This window comes from Gordonia otitidis NBRC 100426, from assembly GCF_000248075.1.
Taxonomy (GTDB): domain Bacteria; phylum Actinomycetota; class Actinomycetes; order Mycobacteriales; family Mycobacteriaceae; genus Gordonia; species Gordonia otitidis.
On the sequence record NZ_BAFB01000155.1, the window covers coordinates 1 to 21,290 of the forward strand.

20 protein-coding genes are annotated in these 21,290 nt (G+C 66.7%); 8 read left to right on the forward strand and 12 right to left on the reverse strand.

Annotated elements, in window-relative coordinates:
* The 3 genes from GOOTI_RS15520 to GOOTI_RS15530 all read right to left on the reverse strand — a co-directional run.
* Nucleotides 1-710: UvrD-helicase domain-containing protein (locus GOOTI_RS15520; protein ID WP_233425514.1), on the reverse strand; the 710-nt coding region annotated here is incomplete at its 3' end.
* A 17-nt stretch (nucleotides 711-727) separates the two neighbouring features.
* Nucleotides 728-4,162: an exodeoxyribonuclease V subunit gamma gene (recC, locus tag GOOTI_RS15525; protein WP_007239561.1), complete on the reverse strand. Its 3,435-nt coding sequence runs from the start codon at nucleotides 4,160-4,162 to the stop codon at nucleotides 728-730.
* A gap of 22 nt (nucleotides 4,163-4,184) precedes the next feature.
* Nucleotides 4,185-4,673: an acyl-CoA thioesterase gene (locus GOOTI_RS15530; RefSeq protein ID WP_233425515.1), complete on the reverse strand. Its 489-nt coding sequence runs from the start codon at nucleotides 4,671-4,673 to the stop codon at nucleotides 4,185-4,187.
* Nucleotides 4,674-4,860: 187 nt separating this feature from the next.
* Here GOOTI_RS15530 and GOOTI_RS15535 point away from each other — a divergent pair, with 187 nt between their 5' ends.
* On the forward strand, nucleotides 4,861-5,463 hold the full coding sequence (locus tag GOOTI_RS15535) for a GNAT family N-acetyltransferase (protein ID WP_007239563.1): 603 nt from the start codon (nucleotides 4,861-4,863) through the stop codon (nucleotides 5,461-5,463).
* Between the two features lie 150 nt (nucleotides 5,464-5,613).
* Nucleotides 5,614-7,077 (forward strand): NAD(P)/FAD-dependent oxidoreductase, encoded by a 1,464-nt coding sequence (locus tag GOOTI_RS15540; protein WP_007239564.1) that lies wholly within the window; start codon nucleotides 5,614-5,616, stop codon nucleotides 7,075-7,077.
* 25 nt (nucleotides 7,078-7,102) lie between these two features.
* Here GOOTI_RS15540 and GOOTI_RS15545 read toward each other — a convergent pair whose 3' ends face one another.
* From GOOTI_RS15545 to GOOTI_RS15580, 8 genes are all read right to left on the reverse strand, one after another.
* Entirely contained in the window at nucleotides 7,103-7,810 is a 708-nt protein-coding gene (locus tag GOOTI_RS15545) for an urease accessory protein UreD (RefSeq protein WP_007239565.1), read from the reverse strand.
* Entirely contained in the window at nucleotides 7,810-8,496 is a 687-nt protein-coding gene (gene ureG / locus GOOTI_RS15550; protein ID WP_007239566.1) for an urease accessory protein UreG, read from the reverse strand. Before ureG ends, GOOTI_RS15545 begins: the two co-directional genes overlap by 1 nt.
* A gap of 63 nt (nucleotides 8,497-8,559) precedes the next feature.
* Nucleotides 8,560-9,231: an urease accessory protein UreF gene (locus tag GOOTI_RS15555; protein ID WP_007239567.1), complete on the reverse strand. Its 672-nt coding sequence runs from the start codon at nucleotides 9,229-9,231 to the stop codon at nucleotides 8,560-8,562.
* Nucleotides 9,232-9,242: 11 nt separating this feature from the next.
* Nucleotides 9,243-10,961 (reverse strand): urease subunit alpha, encoded by a 1,719-nt coding sequence (locus GOOTI_RS15560; RefSeq protein ID WP_007239568.1) that lies wholly within the window; start codon nucleotides 10,959-10,961, stop codon nucleotides 9,243-9,245.
* 1 nt (nucleotide 10,962) lies between these two features.
* Nucleotides 10,963-11,292, reverse strand: coding sequence for an urease subunit beta (locus GOOTI_RS15565; protein ID WP_007239569.1), 330 nt, complete (start codon nucleotides 11,290-11,292; stop codon nucleotides 10,963-10,965).
* Nucleotides 11,293-11,401: 109 nt separating this feature from the next.
* Nucleotides 11,402-11,704: an urease subunit gamma gene (locus tag GOOTI_RS15570; protein ID WP_007239570.1), complete on the reverse strand. Its 303-nt coding sequence runs from the start codon at nucleotides 11,702-11,704 to the stop codon at nucleotides 11,402-11,404.
* Nucleotides 11,705-11,798: 94 nt separating this feature from the next.
* On the reverse strand, nucleotides 11,799-13,046 hold the full coding sequence (locus GOOTI_RS15575; protein ID WP_007239571.1) for a DUF6986 family protein: 1,248 nt from the start codon (nucleotides 13,044-13,046) through the stop codon (nucleotides 11,799-11,801).
* Nucleotides 13,043-13,501 (reverse strand): PaaI family thioesterase, encoded by a 459-nt coding sequence (locus GOOTI_RS15580; RefSeq protein WP_051997988.1) that lies wholly within the window; start codon nucleotides 13,499-13,501, stop codon nucleotides 13,043-13,045. Before GOOTI_RS15580 ends, GOOTI_RS15575 begins: the two co-directional genes overlap by 4 nt.
* A 298-nt stretch (nucleotides 13,502-13,799) precedes the next feature.
* Here GOOTI_RS15580 and GOOTI_RS15585 point away from each other — a divergent pair, with 298 nt between their 5' ends.
* The 4 genes from GOOTI_RS15585 to GOOTI_RS15600 all read left to right on the forward strand — a co-directional run bounded on the left by GOOTI_RS15585 (nucleotide 13,800) and on the right by GOOTI_RS15600 (nucleotide 17,439).
* Complete coding sequence (locus GOOTI_RS15585; protein ID WP_007239573.1) at nucleotides 13,800-14,198, forward strand: BlaI/MecI/CopY family transcriptional regulator; 399 nt, start codon at nucleotides 13,800-13,802, stop codon at nucleotides 14,196-14,198.
* 59 nt (nucleotides 14,199-14,257) lie between these two features.
* The gene (locus GOOTI_RS15590) at nucleotides 14,258-15,208 is read left to right on the forward strand and encodes a M56 family metallopeptidase (protein ID WP_007239574.1); all 951 of its coding nucleotides are present in this window, start codon (nucleotides 14,258-14,260) and stop codon (nucleotides 15,206-15,208) included.
* Between the two features lie 117 nt (nucleotides 15,209-15,325).
* Nucleotides 15,326-16,786: an NADP-dependent phosphogluconate dehydrogenase gene (gene gnd / locus GOOTI_RS15595; RefSeq protein WP_007239575.1), complete on the forward strand. Its 1,461-nt coding sequence runs from the start codon at nucleotides 15,326-15,328 to the stop codon at nucleotides 16,784-16,786.
* Nucleotides 16,787-16,797: 11 nt separating this feature from the next.
* Nucleotides 16,798-17,439 (forward strand): PIG-L deacetylase family protein, encoded by a 642-nt coding sequence (locus GOOTI_RS15600; RefSeq protein WP_039994208.1) that lies wholly within the window; start codon nucleotides 16,798-16,800, stop codon nucleotides 17,437-17,439.
* Between the two features lie 3 nt (nucleotides 17,440-17,442).
* On the opposite strand, the gene GOOTI_RS15605 is transcribed toward GOOTI_RS15600, so the two are convergent.
* Nucleotides 17,443-18,465, reverse strand: a complete 1,023-nt coding sequence (locus GOOTI_RS15605; protein WP_007239577.1) for a glycosyltransferase family 2 protein — start codon at nucleotides 18,463-18,465, stop codon at nucleotides 17,443-17,445.
* Between the two features lie 158 nt (nucleotides 18,466-18,623).
* Here GOOTI_RS15605 and guaB1 point away from each other — a divergent pair, with 158 nt between their 5' ends.
* Nucleotides 18,624-20,063, forward strand: coding sequence for a GMP reductase (guaB1, locus tag GOOTI_RS15610; RefSeq protein ID WP_039994209.1), 1,440 nt, complete (start codon nucleotides 18,624-18,626; stop codon nucleotides 20,061-20,063).
* 155 nt (nucleotides 20,064-20,218) lie between these two features.
* Nucleotides 20,219-21,290 (forward strand): hemolysin family protein (locus tag GOOTI_RS15615; RefSeq protein WP_007239579.1); only part of this gene is annotated, 1,072 nt, incomplete at its 3' end.

A 21,290-nucleotide genomic window follows, 5' to 3' on the forward strand; every position in this document is an offset into this window, starting at 1 on the left:
GCGAGGCGCTTTCGGCGTTCGACCCGCCTGCGCACCTGCTCGCAGAACTGCACTCGCAGCGTCGCAGTCGACGGAGGTGTGGGCGGGCCGTCCGACGTGTCGGCTGGTTGCGGCGCGAGCGGAATGCCGGCGCTGCGCACGGCGTCGCGCGCGATCGTCATCGCGTCGCCGATGGAGAACGGCGGCGGATCCGCATCACCGGCGAAATGGGACAGATACAGGTCGAGCGCAGTCTGTTCGACGATCTCATCGGTGTCTTCGACGACGTCGTAGATCAGCTCGCGCTCACCGAGGAACCCGAGGGCCTCGAGCATTCGGTTGCAGAACGTGTGAGTCGTCGCAATCGTGGAGGCGTCGAAATCCGCGAGCGCCTGCATGAGACGTCCACGGCGAGTGGCGATCTCGGCAGGACCTCCGGCCAGCACGGCACGTAAGACCGGGTCGTCGTCACCGGCCGGGTCGGTGTGTACCCGCGCGGGGTCGAGTGCGACGACCAGGTCGGCAAGGCGCGATCGCATCCGGTCACGCAGTTCGGCACTCGCCGATCGACTGAACGTGACCAGCAGCAGTTTGTCGATCGGCAGGCCGTCGGCGATCCGACGGGCAGCAACGCCGACGATCGCGTAGGTCTTGCCGGTACCCGCACTCGCCTCGAGGACTGTCGTGTTGTCGGGCAACGGCGCCGCGACATCGAAGGACGTCGGGGCCATGCGGGTGACACCCCCGGTCATGACGCGGTCTCGTGGTCGAGGAGTGGCTCCCAGAGCATGCGAGCGAGGCCCGTGAACAAGGGCTCACCTGGTTCACCGGGCAGGGCGAGTTCTCCCACGCGGCGGTCGGCGGGCAATGGCGTGGCCAGTATCTCGTCGAAGGCGATCGACGTCGTGACGTCGGATCCGAACACGAAGCGCAGGTAGGTATCGGTGCTCGCGCCGAACATGCCGTCGAAACTCGTGCGCGCGCTCTCCAGCGCTGCCTCCGGGCGCACTCCCGCGCGCAGCTTTACCGCATACTCCTGCGCGGGCTCGAGCGGCAGCGGGAGCGGCGCGCGCATCCCGAGATCGCGTAGGCGGACGAGATCGTGGAGCACCGCACGCGCATCGTCGGGGGCGGTGAGCATCGACTGGGCAACCGACCCGGCACCGCCGCGGCCGACGACCAGCGCGGTCGGCGGTTCGGCCTCACCGGAATCGCCCGCCGCGGCGAGGAGCAGTAAACCGAGCCACGCCGTCATGCGCTGTTTTGCGCGCACCCGTGAGTAGGTCGCGGTGACGATGGTGGTGCCCAGCGGCGACTCTTCGACGATGTCGGAAATACTTCCGTGCACTCGACGACCGTCACCCAGGGTGACGACGACATCGCGCGTGACAGGCGGCTGTGTGCGCACTGCCGCGACCGCGTCGTAGACCCTGGAGACGGTGTCGGAGATGTCGGTCAGTTCGCGCCGCCCGAATTCGTAGGGTGGCAGATTGCCTCGGCGCAGTTCGGCCGCCTGACAGGAGACGAGGTCGTCGCCTGCGAGCATGCGTGTGAGGAACCGGTCTCCGACGCCCCACTTGTCCAGCGCATCGAGTTCGATGTCGAGCTCGTCTGCGTGCGGACGGTCGTCGTCGGGCATGCGTGCCCCGAGTCGTTGGCGCACGAACCCCTCGATCGGATTGTTCACAAATGCGACGAGGTCGCGCAGCTCGATGTCGGCGGGTTCGGCTGCCGGGATAGCCGCGTCGGAAAGCCGCGGCGACGGCATCTGCTCTGCGTCGAGTGCTTTGGCGCCGGCCAACAGTTCGGCATCGAAGCTGAACGGTGTCGTGATCGACCCGATGACCCCCGGGATGAAGTTCAGCCGATCGAAGCCGTGAAGCGTGTGGTTGATGACGACCTCGGAAGGGTCGTCGACTCCACGCAGGGTGGCGACACTCTCGGCGAGTTCACTGACGACCACCGCGGGCGGGATGCGGCTTCCGCTCACCGGGTCGGCCCCGTTGTAGAACACGAGCAGGGCATCGCGCGCGGCCCCGATGGCATCGAGGAACAGCTGACGGTCCTCGTCGCGGGGGTTGCGCTCTCCGACCAGCGGGTCGCGCCCGAGGACGTCGTCGCCGTCGGTGCGCTGTGCCCGCGGGAATGTGTCGGCATCCACCCCGAGAAGGACGACCACCCGGTGTGGCACCGAGCGCATGGGCACCATGGTGCACACGGTGAGTTCACCGGTACGGAAGTTGGCGCGCGTGGGCCTTCCCGCGACGACCCCGGCCATGAGGTCGCGGATGTCGGCCAGCAACAGATCCCCGGTGTCGGAGGTATCCGCGTCGAGAGCGTCGGTGATCAGTCGGACCGCCTGTGCCCGTTGCCACTCCTCCCCCGGACCGGCGAGAGTGAGCTGGTCGACGACATCGATGAGAGTGCGCTGCCATGCGGCACGTGACGCGCGCTGCGACATCCGATCGACCAGCGTCTCGAGCCGATCCACGAACTCGGTGAATCTGCCGACCAGGTCGATCTCGGTGCTCTCGACGCCCGCCAGCGGAAGAGCGGTGCCCAGCCACTCGCCGTCGGCTTCCTCTGCCACGGCTCCGAGAGCTATCCGGTCGACGCCACTGGCGAACGTGCCCTGACGAAAGCCGGACAATCCGAATCGTGCCCGCTCCCCCTGATCGAGACCCCAGCGGATATTGCTGTGCGACAACCATTCTCGAACCATGTCGAGGTCGTCGTCACTCATCGCGAATCGTGATCGGACCGCCGGACGACCGAGCAGGTCGATGACGTCACCCGCCGCTGCTCTACCTGCCGCGAGTTCGACCGTCGAGGCGACCACGTCGAGGACCGGATTCATCTGGCGTGGTCCACGGTCGGCGAGTCGGACCCTGAGGTCGAACGCGGGATGGCCGAGGCCCGGTTGGCCGAATGCGCCACGAATCAACGGTGCGAACGATTCGACGTCGGGACACATGATCACCACATCGCGCGGTTCGAGGGTTGTGTCGTCGGCGAACAGGTGCAGCAGCCTGTCCCGCATGACCTCGACCTGACGTTCAGCGCCGTGACAGGCGTGGATTTCCAGCGACCGGTCCGACGCAGCGCTCGCCGCGTGCACGGTGTCGTCGCGCAGATCGAGTTGAAGACGACGCAGCAGGCTCGGCGATGTGTCATCCCGCTTGACGTGAGCCTCGTGATGGATGTCCTCGTCGACGACCGTACCGATCCGTTGCTGTAGTTCCTGCACGTCGCGGGACAGTCCCGCGAGCAGCGGGTGGGTGATCGCCGGGATCGGGCGATCGGCCCGGCGGGGTACCCGCCCGGCATTCCGTGAGTCCAGCGGTGTCACCGCGGCGACACCCGAGCGCTCCACCGACGCCCACAGAGCCGGCGAGGGATGGGGTAGGAAGATGTGCACGTCACGATGGGTCGCGAGCGCCGCCACGATCTGCCGAAACGCTTCGGGTATGCGGGTCGCACCGAAAACGCTGAGTCGTTGTGGCAGGTCGACAGCATCGGGATTGGAGCGCACGCGAGTGCACACGTCCTCGAGGAGTAGTGCGGGATGGTCGTCGTCGATACGGTCGTTCACCGATCTCCAGAAGCGCGGCTGCCACGCCATGTCGTCGGCGAGAGGGACACCCGTGCCGTCGGTGCCGTGGCCGCGCGCCCACTCCACGAGCATGGCGGGCCGCTGACGGCCGTAACGGTCGAAGAGATCGGCGAGGTGGCGTGCCGTGGCGAAGCGTCGACCGGCACGGAGGTCGTTGTCGGCGGTCACGTTCTCTGCGGCGCCGATATGTCGGGCGAGGACTTCGAGTGCCGGGTCGTCGACCGTCTCGTCGAGTACCGCGAGCACTTGCCAGACCATCCGCCCCGGTTCCCACGGGTCAGGTCGTCCGTATGCGCCACCGTTCGCACGCGGCCTACCGCGTACGGCGTCGACGACAGCCCCGCTCACAGCAGACGGCGACAAGAAGTCGATGTTCGCGGCGATGCCGTCGGCACGACCGGATTGAGCGCCCAACGTGGTCGCGAGGTGCTGAGTCAGCCATCGTTCGACACCCCGCGCCGGTACCGCGATGACCTCGGTCGCCATCGGGTCGGCGAGCGGAACCCGCAGTACGTCGGCGAGCGCGTCTGCCAGGGTGTCGCTACGTTCTGCGCGATGGACTGTGAGCACGAGTCGTTCCTGCAGCCAGGTGTCAGCTCGTCCGACGCGTCGGCGTCGGGTCGACGCGGTGCGACTCGAGGACTGCCCGCGCATCGTCGGAGATCGCGCGCGGACTGTTGGTCGCCGGGTCGATCGCCACCAGAGTGGTCTCCGCGACGGCACACAGCAGACCGGTGGGGTCGGTCAGAGTGCAGCTGAGCGTGTACGACGACCGTCCGATCCGTGAGACGCCGGTCTCAACGGTCACCGGATCGAACGAGTATGCGAGTACTGCACGGAATTCGATGACCTGTTGCGCGACCACAATGGGTAGCACCGCCGCGGCGCCCTCGAACCACGCGGCGAACGTGCGAACACGCGCCTCTTCGAAGAGGCGCGCGAACTGCACGTTGTTGACGTGCTGGTTGAGGTCCATGTCGCCCCAGCGCAGGTGCAGGGACACGGTAGTCGCGCCGGTCTGCGGCGAGTGGTCGGGCGAGTCGGAGCGGAGCCCGTCGAGCGGAACAGTCGAATCTGGCACGCTTCGCAGCCTATCGGGCCGTTCGGACACCATTCGGACGCACTGTCCGGCGATACCGAGCGCGTCAGTCGGAGACACACCGTGCGCATCTGGCCCGATGACGGCGTCGACTACGTAGACTCTGCTTCCGGGGAGAGACATCCAGGGGGTCATGACCGCCTGGCACGCTCAGTTTCTTGGGGGATGTGTGAACGTTGAGACTCGCCGTCTACGACTACGGCCGGTGGAGACCAGCGACGTCGACGCACTGGTGTTGCTCGACTCCGATCCGGAGGTGATGAGGTTCGTCTCGGGTGGACGGCCGACGCCGCGCGCGGAGATCTCGGACTGGGTGGTTCCTCGCGCACGCGCCGAACTACGCACCGGGCGGGGCGGAATGTGGATCGCCATCGACCAGCGGTACCAGGCCTTCCTCGGGTGGGTGCTGCTGCGTGCCCCGCGGCACAGCCACCGGTCGGAGATGGAACTGAGCTACCGGTTGCGTCGCGACACCTGGGGTCGCGGTCTCGCGACGGAGGCAGCGCGCGCCGTCGTCGGCGTCGCGTTCGACGAACTACACACCGAACGTGTCTTCGCGAGCACCACCCTGCGCAACTCCTCGTCGCGACGCGTCATGGAGAAACTCGCGATGCGGGTGTCGAGCGTCCGCGCCTGCAGCGTCGACGAGATCGGGCCCGGCGCACGCGAACATTCCGGCGAACTCGAGTACGAACTGCTCAGGCATCACTGGGAGGCGTTGGTGATGCAGGAGGACGCGCGTCGATATCAGGCCGTGAACCTCCCCGCATGACTCCCGGGCGACCGCCCGCGGGACCACAGGGTGATGCGCTGGGTGTCAAGCGCAGGCTCACCGAGACCTACGACTGACCATTGACTACCGTTGAGATGTGCGCGCGCCTGCGCGTCGCCCCTGCAATGCGCGAAGGAGATGTTCTCGATCATGAGCAGCCCCGCTCCGACAGCCCCCGCCCGTCCTCGTGTTGTCATCATCGGCTCGGGATTCGGCGGCTTGTTCGCCGCGCAGCGACTCGGCAAAGCCGACGTCGACGTCACATTGGTCGCCAAGACCACTCACCACCTGTTCCAGCCGATGCTCTACCAGGTCGCGACCGGCATCGTCGCCGAGGGCGAGATCGCCCCCGCCACGCGCGTCGTGCTTCGCAAGCAGAACAACACCGCCGTCCTCATGGGTGACGTGTTCGAGATCGACCTCAAGAACAAACTCGTCAAGTCACGCCTCCTCGAGCGGGTCACCGAGACTCCGTTCGACAAGCTGATCATCGCCGCGGGCGCAGACCAGTCGTACTTCGGCAACGACCACTTCGCCGAGTTCGCTCCCGGCATGAAGACGATCGACGACGCACTCGAACTGCGTGGCCGAATTCTCGGCGCGTTCGAGCAGGCAGAACTCTCCGACGATCCGGCCGAGCGAGACAAGTTACTCACGTTCGTCGTGGTCGGCGCCGGACCGACCGGTGTCGAACTCGCCGGGCAGATCGCCGAGATGAGCGACAAGACGCTCAAGGGCACCTTCCGCAACATCGATCCGACTCAGGCTCGGGTGATCCTGCTCGACGCCGCGCCCGCCGTGCTCCCTCCGATGGGACCCAAACTGGGCAAGAAGGCTGCGCAACGACTCGAGAAGCTCGGCGTTGAGATCCAGCTGAACGCGATGGTGGTCGACGTCGACTACGACGGGCTCGTCGTCAAGGAGAAGGACGGCACGACCCGCCGCATCGAGTCGCAGTGCAAGGTGTGGTCGGCCGGCGTTCAGGCCAGTCCCCTCGGCAAGCAACTGGCAGAACAGTCCGGCGTCGAGCTCGACCGTGCGGGACGCGTCAAGGTCCTCAAGGATCTCTCCATCCCGGGTTACCCCGACGTCTTCGTCGTCGGCGACATGATGTCTGTCGAAGGTGTTCCGGGCATGGCGCAGGGCGCCATCCAGGGAGGCCGCTATGCCGCGGACTGCATCAAGAACGAGTTGAAGGGCCAGACCCCGGATCAGCGCAAACCCTTCTCCTACCACGACAAGGGTTCGATGGCGACGGTGTCGCGGTTCAGTGCTGTCATGTCGGTCCCGATCCCCGGAACCAAGAAGCGATTCGAGACCGAGGGCTACTTCGCCTGGGTCGGTTGGCTGGCGCTTCACCTGGTCTATCTCGTCGGGTTCCGCAATCGCCTCAACACTCTGATCAACTGGTTCTTCGCTTTCAGCACGCGCGGCCGCACTCAGCTCGCCGTCACCGAGCAGCAGGTGTACGCGCGCACCGCCATCGGTCATCTGTCCGAGCTGGAGAAGAAGCCGGAGTACGAGGTCGAAGCGGAATCGGTGGGCGCCGAGGACAAGAAGAGCGACGAGTCGGTACCTGCCGTCCAGAAGGAGACCGACACCAAGGCGAGCTGACAGCAGCGCTGGTGCCTGTCACCGCTCACGGCGCCAGCGCGGTCAGTTCCATCTGATCGGCCGTCCGGCGAGTCGCGGCAACGGTCTCGCCCAGCACGGTGACGAGCGAACCGCCGCCCGCCAACGCCAACCGGGCGGCGAATGCGGTGTCGTCGACGTGGCCGGGGCGGTCGTCGGGAAAGCGGAATACGCTGCTCGACGCCCGCAGTCCTGCCGAGAGCGCCGTCGATCCCCGACCGAGACCCAGCCGATGCCGTAGCAGTGGCATGCCGCCGAGATCGACGTGTAGCGCCCCCTCCCAGCGACCGTCGGCGTCTTTCTCCGTCATGGCGTCGCTTCGACCGATCTGCACGTCTTCGGCGAGCGTGAGCGTCGCGGTGGCTGCCATCTCGACTGACACGTCGGAGATGTGGTCGGCACCCGCGGCGACCACCGTCGGCTCCGGATGCAGGTGGAGTCGCGCGTTCTCCCCCAGTTCGATGCGCCACGACATCGTCGAGTCTGCTCTGCGTGTCGACGGCAGCGCGATAGTGGCCGCGACGCTGCCGAGGTCGAGTTGCGCGCCGGCTTCGACGACGACGCGGATCTCGATGTCGTCTCCGCCGAGCGGGGTGGCCGCAGTCCCGATGAGATGCGCTGCCTGCGAACCGGTTTGGCGGACCGCCAGCCCGCCGGCAGCCTGATGTCGGAACCGGCGTCCCCGCTCGGCGACGATCTCGACTCGAGTACGCACTACCCCGTGGCCACAGGCGCGGCGAGTTGGGTGCGGACCCAGGTGAGTACATCGGTCGCCGCCGGATCGTCGGTCAGCGAGATCATCGCCGTCGGCCGACCGTCGCGGACCCTCTCCGCATCCCGTCGCATCACGTCGAGGTCGGCATTGACGCGCTCGGCGAGATCGGTCTTGTTGATCACCAGCAGATCCGAATAGGTGACACCCGGACCACCCTTGCGCGGTACCTTGTCGCCGCCTGCGACGTCGATGACGAAGATCTGGACATCGATCAGGCCCGTCGAGAATGTCGCGGTGAGGTTGTCGCCACCTGATTCGACGAGGATGAGGTCGAGCGGCGGATTGGCCGCGACAAGATCGTCGATAGCGTCGAGGTTGGCCGTGATGTCGTCGCGGATCGCGGTGTGCGGGCATCCGCCGGTCTGCACGGCGGTGATGCGCTCGTCGGGCAGCACCGCGTTTCGCCTGAGGAAGTCGGCGTCCTCGGTCGTGTAGATGTCGTTGGTGAGCACGGCGACAGAGAGTTCCTCGCGGAGTTGGCGGCAGAGGGCCGCGACGAGAGCGGTCTTGCCCGAGCCGACCGGCCCGCCGACACCGATGCGGAGCGCCTCACCCGGCTCGCGATGGCGGCGCGGACGATCGTGGTCGTGACTGTGGGGCTGCCCGTCGATGAGATGCGGTGGCATGGTGATCCTTTCGGTTGAAGCGTTCGGTCGTGGTCTGCTGCGTCCGATCAGGGTACGAACTGCTCAGGACATGAACAGGGGCATCGGTTGGCGTTCATGACGTTCAGCGAACACATCGAGCACCGGGTCCGACAGGTCGGCCAATCCGACTGCTGCCGACGCCGCCACGCGCTCGCACTCCGGTCCGAGGTCGGCGATCATGAGTGCGACGTCGGCGGGATCGAGGGCCAGCAGCCGTTGTCCGGCGGTCGCCGAGCCGCTCATCGTCGTGTACACGAGTACCAAAGCGGTGTGGAATCCGGAGAGTCCGCTCGCCGCGCCCACCGCCCCGCTGATCACCGGCAGGTGGGTTGCAGGAGCGTGGGACGACCAATCGCGTTCCGGCCACATGCGTTTGGCCAGACGGAGCATACCGCGACCCTGCGCCAACGACGCCTTGCGGGCCGCGGCCGACGGCGTGCGGGCGTCGGTTTCGAGCAACGCCCGCCCGACGTCGAGTGTGCCGTCGGCGACGGCGGCCGCGATGGACGCCGCGACGAGCCCGCTCGTCGTGACGCGGCGGTGCAGAAAAGAGGCCAGATCGCTGACCCCACGGACGAAGCCGTCGGCGATCGCCTGTTCGACGCCACCGGAATGGACGTGCCCACCGACCGGCAGCCGCGAGTCGGCCAACGACAGCATCATCGCCAGTGGCGCATTCGCATAGCGCTGTGGGTCGTCGGAGTGATGAGGCATGTCGGTGGTGTTCAGAAGAGGAAATAGCGCTGAGCCATGGGAAGTTCGGTGACCGGGGGCGCATCCCACACCTCACCGTCGACGGTGACGGTGAACGTGTCCGCGTCGACGGTGATCTCCGGCCGGGCGTCGTTGTTGGGCATGTCGGCCTTCCCGACCCCTCGGGTGTCGGTGACCGAGACGAGCGAGCGTCGGACACCGATGCGCTCGGCGAGGTCGGGATCGCATCCCGGCGCGACGAAGCTGATCGACGTCGAGGCGGCCAGCGGGGCCGACGCCCCGAACATCGGTCGCGGCAACACCGGTTGCGGAGTCGGGATGGATGCGTTGGCGTCGCCCATCTGCGCCCATGCGATCGCGCCGCCCTTGATCACGAGATCTGGACGGACACCGAAGAATGCGGGATCCCACAGGACGAGGTCGGCTAGTTTGCCCGTTTCCACGGAGCCGATCTCGGAGTCGAATCCATGCGCGACGGCCGGGCAGATCGTGTACTTCGCCACGTAGCGTTGTGCACGATTGTTGTCGGCGGCGCCGTCACCGGGCAGCGAACCTCGTTTGCGCTTCATCACGTGCGCGGTCTGCCAGGTGCGGAGCACAACCTCGCCGATACGACCCATCGCCTGGGAATCAGAACCGATCATGGAGATGGCACCGAGATCGTGCAGCAGGTCCTCTGCGGCGATCGTCGAGGGTCGGATGCGACTCTCGGCGAAGGCGAGATCCTCGGGGACGGTCGGATTCAGGTGGTGGCACACCATCAACATGTCGAGGTGCTCGTCGAGCGTGTTTACTGTGTGCGGGCGAGTCGGATTGGTCGAGCTCGGAAGGACGTTGGGCACCGATGCCACGGTGATGATGTCCGGCGCGTGGCCGCCTCCCGCACCTTCGGTGTGATAGGCGTGGATGCTGCGACCGGCGATCGCACCGAGTGTCGACTCGACGAAGCCCGCTTCGTTGAGCGTGTCCGAGTGCAGGGCGACCTGGACTCCGGTCTCGTCGGCGACCCGCAGGCACGCGTCGATCGCCGCAGGGGTGCTCCCCCAGTCCTCGTGCAGCTTGAATCCTGATGCGCCGGCACGGATCTGCTCGTGCATGGCTTCCGCACTGACGGTGTTGCCCTTGCCCAGCAGCGCGATGTTCATGGGCCAGCCGTCCGTGGCGGCGAGCATCGAGGCGAGATGCCACGCGCCCGGTGACACGGTGGTGGCCTTGCTGCCCTCTGCCGGACCGGTGCCGCCACCGATGAGTGTGGTGATGCCGTTGCCGAGTGCTTCGTCCATGATCTGCGGGCAGATGAAGTGGACGTGGCAGTCGATCGCGCCTGCGGTGAGGATCTTGCCGTTGCCCGCGATGATCTCGGTCGACGCACCGATGACCAGATCGGGATGGACGCCGTCCATGGTGTCGGGGTTGCCCGCCTTGCCCAACGCGACGATCCGCCCGTCACGAATCCCGACGTCGGCCTTGATGATTCCCCAGTGGTCGAGAATCACCACACCGGTGATGACCGTGTCGGGCGCACCGTCGGCGCGGGTCGCACGGCTCTGCCCCATGGATTCGCGGATCACCTTTCCGCCTCCGAAGACGGCCTCGTCCCCCGCGAGACCCGGTCCGCCCGAACGGTCTTCGGTCACCTCGATGAGCAGGTCGGTGTCGGCGAGACGAATACGGTCGCCGGTCGTCGGGCCGAAGAGTTGCGCGTATCGGTCGCGTCCCAGAATCGCCATGTCAGTCGACCTTTCCCGGTGCGTCCAACGAAATCCCGTACACCTCACGGGTTCCGCCGAGTGGAACGAGCGTCACGGTCATCTCGATACCCGGTTCGAAACGCACCGCAGTGCCCGCGGCGATGTCGAGGCGACGACCTCTCGCCGCAGCTCTGTCGAAGTCGAGGGCCGTATTCGCCTGCGGGAAGTGCACGTGACTTCCCACCTGCACGGGCCGATCACCGGAGTTGACCACGGTCAGCGTCACCGCGTCGGCGCCTTCGTTGAGTTCGATGGACCCCTCCGCGGCGATCACCTCGCCGGGTATCACCGATGGGCTGTTGTCTGACATGGCACCTCTTGTTCTCGAAGCCGCGTGTGCGTCACCGACCCACCGGGCACGGGACACGCGATGACGATCCTGAATCGGGTTGGGAGAAAAGCGTTCTGCGGCATCGCGATCAACCGATCGGATGATGCACGGTGACCAGTTTCGTCCCGTCGGGGAAAGTCGCCTCGACCTGGACGTCGTGCAGCATCTCCGGCACACCGTCCATGACGTCCTCACGGGCGAGTACCTCGCGGCCCGAGGCCATCAGTTCGGCGACGCTGCGCCCGTCACGCGCCCCCTCGAGGACGTGATCGGTGATGACCGCCACGGCTTCGGGATGATTCAGTTTCAGACCCCTGCCCTGCCTTCGCCTGGCCAGTTCTGCGGCGTAGGAGATGAGCAACCGTTCTTGTTCATGTGGCGACAGGCGCACCTGAACCCCTCTTCACGACGATGTGGGGCGTACACCCCACTGTTGGTGTGGTCATCCTGCCACGCGCACTCGGCGACGGCGCGTCGAAGCGGCGTCACCCGTCGACGAGTGCGCCACCAGTGGCACGCAACTGCGCGAGACGGGGAGCACTACACTGCGGCGCGAGCTCGGTGACCTCGGCCTCGGTGAAGGCACCGGCGGCCAGACCACGCCCGACTACGAGGGCCAAGGACATGGCCGTTGCCGGCTCGTCGACCACGTCGCCGCCACGGCGCTCGAAGTAGCTCTGCAAACGCGCCACGGCTGTCGGCATGGCCGATCGGAAGAAGCCGGTGACCGCCGACCACCGGGTGACCAGATGGCCCGGGTGCATGTCCCAGCCCTGGTAGTAGCCGCGCTCGAGTGAACGGAGGACGAGCGAGTGATGCCGTCGCAACGCAGCTGCCACCTGGGCGTCGTCACCGGTCGGCATGACCTGGGTCGAGCCGTCACTGAGCCACACACCCGTCTGCGCGGCCGCCGCCTGCATCACGTTCTTGGCGTGGTCGGCGACCGGATGTGCCAATGACTGCTGCGCCGACACGACGCCGCATGCGGCGCTGTAGTCGTAGGTGCCGTAATGCAACCCACTGAGCCGCGGTGCACCGCGATGAACGGCCTGCGCCACCGTTGCGCGTCCGTCCGGACCGAGGATCGCCTGCGGGATCTCTATCTGCAGTTCGTACCGCAGCGATCCGGCGGCAACGCCGTGCACGCGCTCGAACTCAGCGCACAACAGATTCACGGCGTCGACCTGCCGAACGTCACGCAGTTTCGGCACGGTGAAGACGAAACCGTCGGGGATCCCGCCGGCGGCGTCGAGGACGAGTTCGAGCGTCCGCAGACCGCGACTGCGTTCGACGGCACCGAGCCCCTTGGCCCGCACTCCTGCCGACCGCGGGGCGTAGGGCCGTTGCCGCGTCCACGCCGCGAGTACAGAACCCGCGCGCCGAGCATCCGCGTCCTCGGTGGCGTCCGAACGCCATCCGTAACCGTCTTCGAGGTCGATGCGCAGGTCCTCGATCGGATTCGACCCCAATCGGGCGAGCGCGATCGCACGCACCTCCTCGTCGGCGATCTCGTCCAGCACATCGGACGCGGTCTCGGCGATTCGGAGAGCCTCGTCACCCCACGTGCGCGGCGTCTGTTCATCGACGTCGGCGGCGTTGACGTACACCGTGTGGACGGGCTGCGGATCGGTGCGGTCACCCGGATAGCGTGCGGCGAGTTCGGCATCGACGGGTTCGAGCAATTCCTCGACCGACCTACGCACGTCCTCGTCCACGGTGTGCCCGGCGTTCACGCCCCGTCTGTTCCCTGCGCACCCTGGGACCCGGCGCCCGCGGGCATGTCGATGTTCTGGAGCCGTACCTGCGACGTGGCCAACAACCTGCCGTTCTGGTCGGTCATCTCGACCTGCCACAACTGCTGTCGACGTCCCCGGTGGACAGGAGTCGAGCGGGCCGTGATCGTGCCGCTGGTCACCGAGCGGAGGAAGTCGGTGTTGTTGTTGACCCCGACGGCCGTCTGACCCGGCCCCTGCGCGGCCAGCCACACGAACGCGCTGGTACTCGCGACGCTCTCCGCGATCGCGCAGTAGACGCCGCCGTGCACGATGCCGAACGGCTGGTGATGACGTGGCCCGAGCTCCAGGGTCGCGACCACGCGGTCCTCACCCATCTCCACGAACTCCAGACCCAGCATGGCGTCGAGTCCCTGCCCGAGGAACTGTTCGAGATTCTCCGTGTCAACTGTCATGCGAACAAGACTGTCACGACGATCACGGCCCGGCATCGCAGACCCTCGTCGCTTCGGTCGGGTCCGCCGCATCCCGGCGGAGTGGCCCCGGGAAGCGGAGGGGCCCGGGAACCAGTAAGCCCCACATCCCGTTGGGGATGTGGGGCTTACCGCGACGTGGACCGGGGGTCTCTGCAGCCCTCAGGACTCTCACGCGGTCCGACGTTGTCACGAATGTAGGCTAGCCTTACCAACGTTGTCAAGCCCCTCGAGGGCAACTTGGCCCCGACGTCGAGCGATCAGAGGAAACGGCAGTAAAATGCGAAAGATGAACGGATTGGGTGACTTGGAGCGCGCGGTGATGGACTCCCTCTGGGAAAGCCCCATGCCGCAGACCGTCCGCCAGGTCCACGCGGACCTGTCCCGCGATCGGTCCCTCGCCTACACGACGGTGATGACCGTGCTCCAACGCCTGGCGAAGAAGAACCTCGTCACCCAGATTCGTGAGGACCGCGCACACAAGTACGTCCCGACGCATCCCCGCGAGGATCTCGTCGCCTCACTCATGGTGGACGCTCTGAGCGAGGCTCATGCGCCCGGATCACGTCACGCGGCGCTGGTCAGCTTTGTCGGTCGCGTCGGTGCAGACGAAGCCGCCGCACTTCGCCGCGCTCTCGATGAACTCGAAGCCGCCCGTGGAACACAGGAGACCAGCTAGATTCGCTCTTGCACGGTTGATTCACTCTCCTACACAGCCCACCGCTAGGACAGCACTCGATGACCGCACTCCTCTTCGGGATCATGACGCTGGTCTTCGTCGGGCCCGCACCGGAAGCACTGGCGCGAGCCCAGTGGCCGATCCGGGCACCGCGCGCTGCCATGACGCTGTGGCAGGCCATAGCGCTGGCGGCGGTGCTCTCCGCATTCAGCTGTGGCCTGGCGATCGCAGCCAACCTCCTCTCCCCCGGACCCGACGGCACGCCCACGACACATCCGCTTCGTGAGATGGAACGCGTCGGGGTTCCCCTGTGGATCGCCTACGTCGCGGTCTTCGCCCTCACTCTCATCATCGGCGCACGACTGATCTTCACGGTGATACGCGTCGGGGTGCGCACCCGAGCGCGGCGGGCAACACATCGTCAGCTCATCGACATCCTCGATCGGTGCGACCGTTCGGATCAGTCGAACCCGCTGTTCGGCCGCGACATCCGCATGATCGACGTCGAACAGCCCCTCGCCTACTGTCTGCCGGGCATCCGGCAACGCGTCGTGCTGAGTGTGGGAGTCGTCGCCCGGCTCTCCCGCGAAGAACTCGTCGCCGTCATCGCCCACGAGCGCGCGCACCTGCGTGCCCGCCACGACCTCGTCCTCGAAGCCTTCATCGCGCTGCACGAGGCGTTCCCCCGGTTCGTGCGCAGCTCTTCGGCTCTCGGGTCGGTCGAATTGCTCGTCGAGGCGCTCGCCGACGACCAGGCCGTTCGTGCGACAGCGCCGACGACCCTCGGACGGGCACTCGTGGCATGCGCCGACGCGGTCGCACCGCACGGAGCGATGGCTGTCGGTGGACCGACGACGCTGACCCGCGTTCACCGGCTACGCCACGACCGCGCCCCGATCTGGCTGGTCGCGGTGGCCTATTCGGGCGCTGTCGCCATCCTGGTCGTGCCGACCCTCGCCGTCGCCATCCCCTGGCTGACCGAGCTCGGTCGTCTCGTCTCCGCGCACTGACCAGCATCAGTCGTCGACCGGCGCACTGGGGCATGAGACCGCGGAAGGGCGACACGCGGGTGCGACACATCGGACACCACAGAACACAGCGAGCGCTCGAGGCAATAGTCTGGTGACATGACCAACTCCGCCACATCGTCCGCGTCGTCGAAGGCCCAGATCGGAGTCACCGGCCTGGCAGTCATGGGTTCCAACATCGCCCGCAATTTCGCTCACCACGGTTACACGGTGGCTCTGCACAATAGGTCGATCGCCAAGACCGATGCCCTCATCGACGAGCACGGTGGCGAGGGCGACTTCATCCGCACCGAGACGATGCAGGAATTCGTCGATGCCCTCGAGAAGCCGCGTCGCGTGCTGATCATGGTCAAGGCCGGCGATCCGACCGATGCGGTCATCTCCGAGCTCGCCGACGTCATGGAGGAAGGCGACATCATCATCGACGGCGGCAACTCGCTCTACACCGACACGATCCGTCGCGAGGCTGCGATGGCCAAACGAGGGCTCAACTTCATCGGTGCCGGCATCTCCGGAGGCGAAGAGGGCGCACTCAACGGCCCCTCGATCATGCCCGGTGGCCCGGCGGTGTCCTACGAATCGGTCGGCCCGATGCTCGAGAAGATCTCCGCGCATGTCGACGGCGAGCCCTGCTGTACCCACATCGGGCCCGACGGCAGCGGCCACTTCGTGAAGATGGTGCACAACGGCATCGAGTACGCCGACATGCAGCTGATCGGCGAGGCCTACGACCTGATGCGCCGAGGACTCGGCATGGCACCTGCGGAGATCGCCGACGTCTTCGCCGAATGGAACAAGGGCGAACTCGAGAGCTACCTCGTCGAGATCACCGCCCAGGTCCTCGCGCAGGTCGACGCAGAAACCGGAAAACCGCTGGTCGACGTGATCGTCGACCAGGCAGGTCAGAAGGGCACCGGCCGATGGACGGTGAAGGCCGCGCTCGACCTCGGCATTCCGGTCACCGGTATCGCCGAGGCGGTGTTCGCCCGCGCACTGTCGAGTGCCGCCGATCAGCGGTCTGCTGCGAAGTCGCTCGCCTCCGGCACTCTCGCAGAAGCCCCGAAGGACAAAGAGCAGTTCATCGAGGACATCCGCAGGGCGCTCTACGCATCGAAGATGGTGGCCTACGCGCAGGGATTCGATGAGATCAGTGCCGGCAGCAAGGAGTACGACTGGAACGTCGATCGCGGGGCGCTCGCGACGATCTGGCGTGGCGGTTGCATCATCCGCGCCAAGTTCCTCAACCGCATCCGCGACGCCTATGCCGACAATGCCGATCTGCCGAGCCTGTTGCTCGCGCCGTACTTCACCGACGCGGTGGAGTCGTCGCTCGACAGCTGGCGCCGGGTGGTCGCCGCGGCGACCTTGATGGGTGTGCCCGTCCCGGCGTTCGCGTCCTCGATCTCCTACTACGACGGGCTTCGCAGCGAGCGGTTGCCCGCCGCCCTGACGCAGGGCCTGCGCGATTACTTCGGCGCTCACACCTACAAGCGGATCGACAAGCCCGGCACCTTCCACACACTGTGGGGTCAGGACCGGACCGAGGTGCAGACCGACTGAACTCCGACAACGTGCCCCGGGTTCTGGTGATCTCGCCGCACCTCGACGATGCGGTCTATTCGGCAGGGGCCGCGGTGTCGGCCTTCGACGATGCCGTCGTGGTGACGATGTTGGCCGGTCGTCCCGACCCGCCACAGCACACCGAGTGGGATCGGTCCACAGGATTCGCCTCATCGACCGAGGCCCTCGACGTTCGGCGCGCCGAGGACGAGAAGGCTGTTTCGGTTCTCGGCGCGCACGCGGTTCATCTCGACTTCCTCGACCAGCAATACGGCGGGGCGGATCCGGCAGCGCTCACCCGGGCGGTCGAGGAACAGATCGAGCGTCATCGCCCGGACCTCGTGCTCGGTCCTCTCGGCGTCAAGCACGCCGACCACAAGCTCGTGCGCAACTCCGTACTCGGGGCGCGGATACCGATTGCCCTCTGGATGTATGCCGACCTGCCCTACTGCAACTACAGCCGCAGCGACGAGATGGCGGCCCGCGACGCTTTGCGCTGGCGTGGATGCCGCCTCGACGACGTTCGTCCCCCCGCGGGTTCGATGGAATCCAAGCGGACGGCGGTCGACTGTTATGCGACTCAGAACACTCAATTCGATCTCGACAAAATCGTTGCGCGTGAGCGTTTCTGGGCGGTCACCCGGGATCTGTGACGGTCAACGACCGCGTAACACCCGCGCATACGCCGAGGGCGACGCGGCCATGCCGACCGCGAATGCCGCCGAGCGTAGCTGGCCACCGGCCACCAACGGGACCACGTCGATCAGTCTCGATCGCCGACGCGACTCGGCGAGCAGCGAACGCACGACATCGGGATCACCGGTGCCGGCCTGCGCTGCGCGCATCGCCATGTGTGCCGCGGGGATGAGGACCTCCCGATACCGGAATGCACGGGCGAGCGCTCTGTTGCGGCTCGATCCCCACAGTGCGTCCGTGTCGACGAGATCGGGCGACAAACATGCCACCTCGTCGCCCATCGCGAAGACATCGGCGGTGTGGGTACACGTCACCTGCGACGTGGAGTCGGGATGTTGCCGGTATCGGAGCATCGGGTCGTCGACGAGTGCCACCCGGCGAGCGCGCAACGCGATGCGCAGGGTTGCCGCCATGTCCTCGTATGCGCGGCGCTCGTCCCAGGGGGCGTCGCCGAGAACGCTGCGCCGGAACAGTCGCGCGGGCGGATAGGCCTTCACCCTGCCCCGCATCAGCATGCGGGCGAACTCGACACCGGTGACCGACGCCCGCCGTGGGTGCCGTCGCTCGGCGACGACGAGCTCGCGCCCATCGAGGTCGACGAACATCGTCCGACAGGAGGCGAAGTCGGCGTTCTCGCGCATCATCGCAGCCGCCATGTGTTCGACGAACGCCGGTGCAGCGAGGTCGTCGCTGTCGAAGAACCACACGACGTCGCCGGTCGACGCTCGCAGACCTGCGTTGCGTGCGAAACCCGCACCGTGGTTGCGATCGAGTGCGAGGACGCGGTAGTCGATACGGGCGGTCTCGAGGATGCCCGTCGCGATCGCCATCGATCCGTCGCCGCCGTGATCGTCGACCACGACGATCTCGTCGACGGGCCGCGACTGACCGAGGATCGCACGCAGGGACGCCTCGATGTATTGCGCGCTCCGGTACACGGGTACGACCACCGAGACACGCACCGTAGCCGGGGCAGCCGCCACCTCTCCCACCTCGTCTCCCCGGATGCCGATCCGCTCACAGCGATTTCCCAGACAGGTTAGCCTACCCTTTATCGAACGTGAAGAGTCCGATCACCCGACGCCGCCGACGCGAACACCACGCAGGGCGCGTGACGTACCGACCGGTACAGTGTGTGTACGTGCGCTTTCTCTCGGGACACTCCCCCGCCTACGACCTCACATACGACGACGTGTTCGTCGTCCCCTCACGTAGTGAGGTGACCTCCCGCTTCGACGTCGACCTCGCGTCGTCCGACGGTTCCGGTACCACCATCCCCGTCGTCGTCGCCAACATGACCGCGGTCGCCGGCAAACGAATGGCAGAAACCGTTGCTCGACGCGGCGGTCTGGTCGTCTTGCCGCAGGATCTGCCCATTCCGGCGGTCGAGTCGAGCATCTCGTTCGTGAAGTCTCGCGACCTCGTCGCCGACACCCCGGTCACGCTCCGCCCGGACGATTCGGTCAGCGACGCGCTCGCGCTGATCACCAAGCGGGCGCACGGCATCGTGGTCGTCGTCGACGACGGCGGCCGACCCGTCGGCACCGTGGACGAGGCGGCGTGCACCGACGTCGACCGGTTCACCCGACTCGGCGACGTACTCGATCGCGGTTTCGTGTCGGTCGACGCGGGCACCGAGGTCCGGGAAGTATTCGAGATCCTCGACGCCGCGCACCAACACGCGGCCATCATGCTCGACGGAGACGGTCGTCTCACCGGCGTGGTGACCAGGACGGGCGCACTGCGCAGCGGTATCTACCGACCGGCCGTCGACGACGAGAACCGACTGCGGATCGCGACGGCGGTCGGCATCAACGGGGACGTCGTCGGCAAAGCGAAGGCACTTGTCGCAGCGGGATCGGATCTGCTGGTCATCGACACAGCGCACGGCCACCAGGAGAAGATGCTCTCGGCACTCGAAGCCGTCGCAACCGCCGATCTCGGCGTCCCCCTGGCAGCAGGAAACGTCGTCTCGGCCGCAGGCACGCGCGACCTGGTCAACGCAGGCGCCGACATCGTGAAGGTCGGCGTGGGTCCGGGCGCGATGTGCACCACCAGGATGATGACCGGCGTCGGGCGACCGCAGTTCTCCGCGGTCGCCGAATGCTCGACGACCGCGGCGGAACTCGGCAAGCACGTGTGGGCGGACGGCGGGGTACGGCACCCGCGTGACGTCGCACTCGCCATCGCCGCGGGTGCGTCGAATGTGATGATCGGATCGTGGTTTGCCGGGACGTTCGAGTCGCCCGGCGACCTGAAGAGCGATTCCACGGGCGCGCTCTACAAGGAGAGCTTCGGCATGGCGTCCAAGCGCGCCGTGGCCGCACGCACATCCGGCGACAGCGGATTCGACCAGGCCCGCAAGGCCCTGTTCGAAGAGGGCATCTCCAGCTCACGGATCAAGCTCGACCCCGAGCGTCCCAGCGTCGAGGACCTGATCGACCACATCTGTTCGGGCGTGCGCAGCACGGCTACCTACACGGGCGCGAGGTCGCTCGGCGAACTACGTGAGCGGGTGGTTCTCGGTGTCCAGTCGCCCGCCGGGTTCGCCGAGGGCAAACCGCTACCGACGGGTTGGTGAGCGGTCGCGGTCGCCGCACCTAGAATGGTTCCCATTGCCCACGGAGTGCACCGACTCCGTGCCGCACTCCCCGCCACTCGGTGCGTCATGGAGGGATGGCCTGTGCCACAGGCACCGGACGTGCCCGCTCCACCACTGCCCGAAGGTGATTCGTCGTGCAGGCATTGATCATCGTCGGCAGCCTGATCGGGTTCATCGCGCTCACGCTCGGTACCGCGATCTTCGTTGCCGCCGAATTCTCACTCACCGCGCTCGAGCGGTCCGCCGTCGAGTCCGAGGTCGCCCAGCGTGGCGACCGACGTTCGCGCATCGTGCAGCGTGCGCACCGAACGCTGTCATTCCAGCTCTCCGGCGCCCAACTCGGGATCACGATCACGACGCTGATCACGGGCTACATCGCAGAGCCGGTGCTCGCGCTGATCCTCGAACCCGCGTTTCGGGCCATGGGTGTCAGCGAGTCGGTGGCTTCGGTCATCTCGTTGATCCTGGCGCTGCTCATCGCCACCTCACTCTCGATGGTGCTCGGTGAGCTGGTGCCGAAGAACATCGCGATCGCCCGCCCGATGGCTGTGGCGCGCGCGACCGCGGGCCCGCTCGCCTATTTCTCGCTGGCGTTCCGTTGGGTCATCAAGGGACTCAACGGTGCCGCGAACTGGATCGTCCGCCGATTGGGTATCGAGCCCGCCGAGGAACTCCGCTCCGCTCGGTCCCCGTCGGAATTCGGCTCGCTCGTCCGCAACTCTGCGAAGCAGGGGTCCATCGATCCGGAGACGGCGATGCTCGTCGACCGGTCCCTCAAGTTCGGTGAGCTCACCGCGGAGGATCTGATGACACCCCGGGTGACGGTCGAGTACCTCGACCGCGACGACACGATCCGCGACCTGGTGATGGCGACGTCTCGGACGGGACATTCCCGCTTCCCCATCGTCAACGACGGCGACCTCGACGACATGATCGGCGTCGTCCACATCAAGCAGGCGTTCACCGTGGCCCCCGAAGAACAACTGTCGACAAGTCTCTCGTCGATCGCGCGGTCGGTGCCGACCGTACCGACCACCCTCGACGGCGACGCCCTGATGGAGCAGATCCGCGCCGACGGCATGGAGGTCTGTGTGGTGATCGACGAGTACGGGGGTACTGCGGGGATCGTCACCACCGAGGATCTGATCGAGGAGATCCTCGGTGACGTCACCGACGAGCACGACGACGAGCGCGCGGATGTCCAGG

Coding starts and splice junctions, on each gene's coding strand:
- GOOTI_RS15590 (WP_007239574.1), top strand. CDS start 14,258: ATGACCGCACTCCTCTTCGGGATCATGACGCTGGTCTTCGTCGGGCCC.
- GOOTI_RS15580 (WP_051997988.1), bottom strand. CDS start 13,501: ATGACAGTTGACACGGAGAATCTCGAACAGTTCCTCGGGCAGGGACTC.
- GOOTI_RS15540 (WP_007239564.1), top strand. CDS start 5,614: ATGAGCAGCCCCGCTCCGACAGCCCCCGCCCGTCCTCGTGTTGTCATC.
- ureG (WP_007239566.1), bottom strand. CDS start 8,496: ATGCCACCGCATCTCATCGACGGGCAGCCCCACAGTCACGACCACGAT.
- GOOTI_RS15555 (WP_007239567.1), bottom strand. CDS start 9,231: ATGCCTCATCACTCCGACGACCCACAGCGCTATGCGAATGCGCCACTG.
- GOOTI_RS15565 (WP_007239569.1), bottom strand. CDS start 11,292: ATGTCAGACAACAGCCCATCGGTGATACCCGGCGAGGTGATCGCCGCG.
- GOOTI_RS15585 (WP_007239573.1), top strand. CDS start 13,800: ATGCGAAAGATGAACGGATTGGGTGACTTGGAGCGCGCGGTGATGGAC.
- GOOTI_RS15560 (WP_007239568.1), bottom strand. CDS start 10,961: ATGGCGATTCTGGGACGCGACCGATACGCGCAACTCTTCGGCCCGACG.
- gnd (WP_007239575.1), top strand. CDS start 15,326: ATGACCAACTCCGCCACATCGTCCGCGTCGTCGAAGGCCCAGATCGGA.